We start from the raw sequence: 1,412 nt of genomic DNA on the forward strand, positions 1-1,412 counted from the left end.
ACGTTACTTTCACTGGTAACGGATCAGGCTAAGGTAAAATTTGTGAGTTCTCTTAGTTGAGAAATTCGAATTTTCGGCGAATGTCGTCTTCACAGTATAACCAGATTGCTTGGGGTTATATGGTCAAGTGAAGAAGCGCATACGGTGGATGCCTTGGCAGTCAGAGGCGATGAAAGACGTGGTAGCCTGCGAAAAGCTTCGGGGAGTCGGCAAACAGACTTTGATCCGGAGATGTCTGAATGGGGGAACCCAGCCATCATAAGATGGTTATCTTGTACTGAATACATAGGTGCAAGAGGCGAACCAGGGGAACTGAAACATCTAAGTACCCTGAGGAAAAGAAATCAACCGAGATTCCCTTAGTAGTGGCGAGCGAACGGGGACTAGCCCTTAAGCTTCTTTGATTTTAGCGGAACGCTCTGGAAAGTGCGGCCATAGTGGGTGATAGCCCTGTACGCGAAAGGATCTTAGAAGTGAAATCGAGTAGGACGGAGCACGAGAAACTTTGTCTGAATATGGGGGGACCATCCTCCAAGGCTAAATACTACTGACTGACCGATAGTGAACTAGTACCGTGAGGGAAAGGCGAAAAGAACCCCGGAGAGGGGAGTGAAATAGATCCTGAAACCGTATGCGTACAAGCAGTGGGAGCCCACTTTGTTGGGTGACTGCGTACCTTTTGTATAATGGGTCAGCGACTTATTTTCAGTGGCGAGCTTAACCGAATAGGGGAGGCGTAGCGAAAGCGAGTCTTAATAGGGCGTCTAGTCGCTGGGAATAGACCCGAAACCGGGCGATCTATCCATGGGCAGGTTGAAGGTTGGGTAACACTAACTGGAGGACCGAACCGACTACCGTTGAAAAGTTAGCGGATGACCTGTGGATCGGAGTGAAAGGCTAATCAAGCTCGGAGATAGCTGGTTCTCCTCGAAAGCTATTTAGGTAGCGCCTCATGTATCACTGTAGGGGGTAGAGCACTGTTTCGGCTAGGGGGTCATCCCGACTTACCAAACCGATGCAAACTCCGAATACCTACAAGTGCCGAGCATGGGAGACACACGGCGGGTGCTAACGTCCGTCGTGAAAAGGGAAACAACCCAGACCGTCAGCTAAGGTCCCAAAGTTATGGTTAAGTGGGAAACGATGTGGGAAGGCTTAGACAGCTAGGAGGTTGGCTTAGAAGCAGCCACCCTTTAAAGAAAGCGTAATAGCTCACTAGTCGAGTCGGCCTGCGCGGAAGATGTAACGGGGCTCAAACCATACACCGAAGCTACGGGTATCACGTAAGTGATGCGGTAGAGGAGCGTTCTGTAAGCCTGTGAAGGTGAGTTGAGAAGCTTGCTGGAGGTATCAGAAGTGCGAATGCTGACATGAGTAACGACAATGGGTGTGAAAAACACCCACGCCGAAAG

At 49.9% G+C, this 1,412-nt stretch carries 1 rRNA gene; it reads left to right on the forward strand.

Annotated features, from left to right (window positions below):
- Positions 1-121 precede the first annotated feature (121 nt).
- A 23S ribosomal RNA gene (locus Q7F16_RS30060) occupies positions 122-1,412 on the forward strand; the annotation flags it as partial.

The organism is Pseudomonas sp. Lb2C2 (assembly GCF_052112205.1).
GTDB classification, from domain to species: Bacteria; Pseudomonadota; Gammaproteobacteria; order Pseudomonadales; family Pseudomonadaceae; genus Aquipseudomonas; species Aquipseudomonas kilonensis.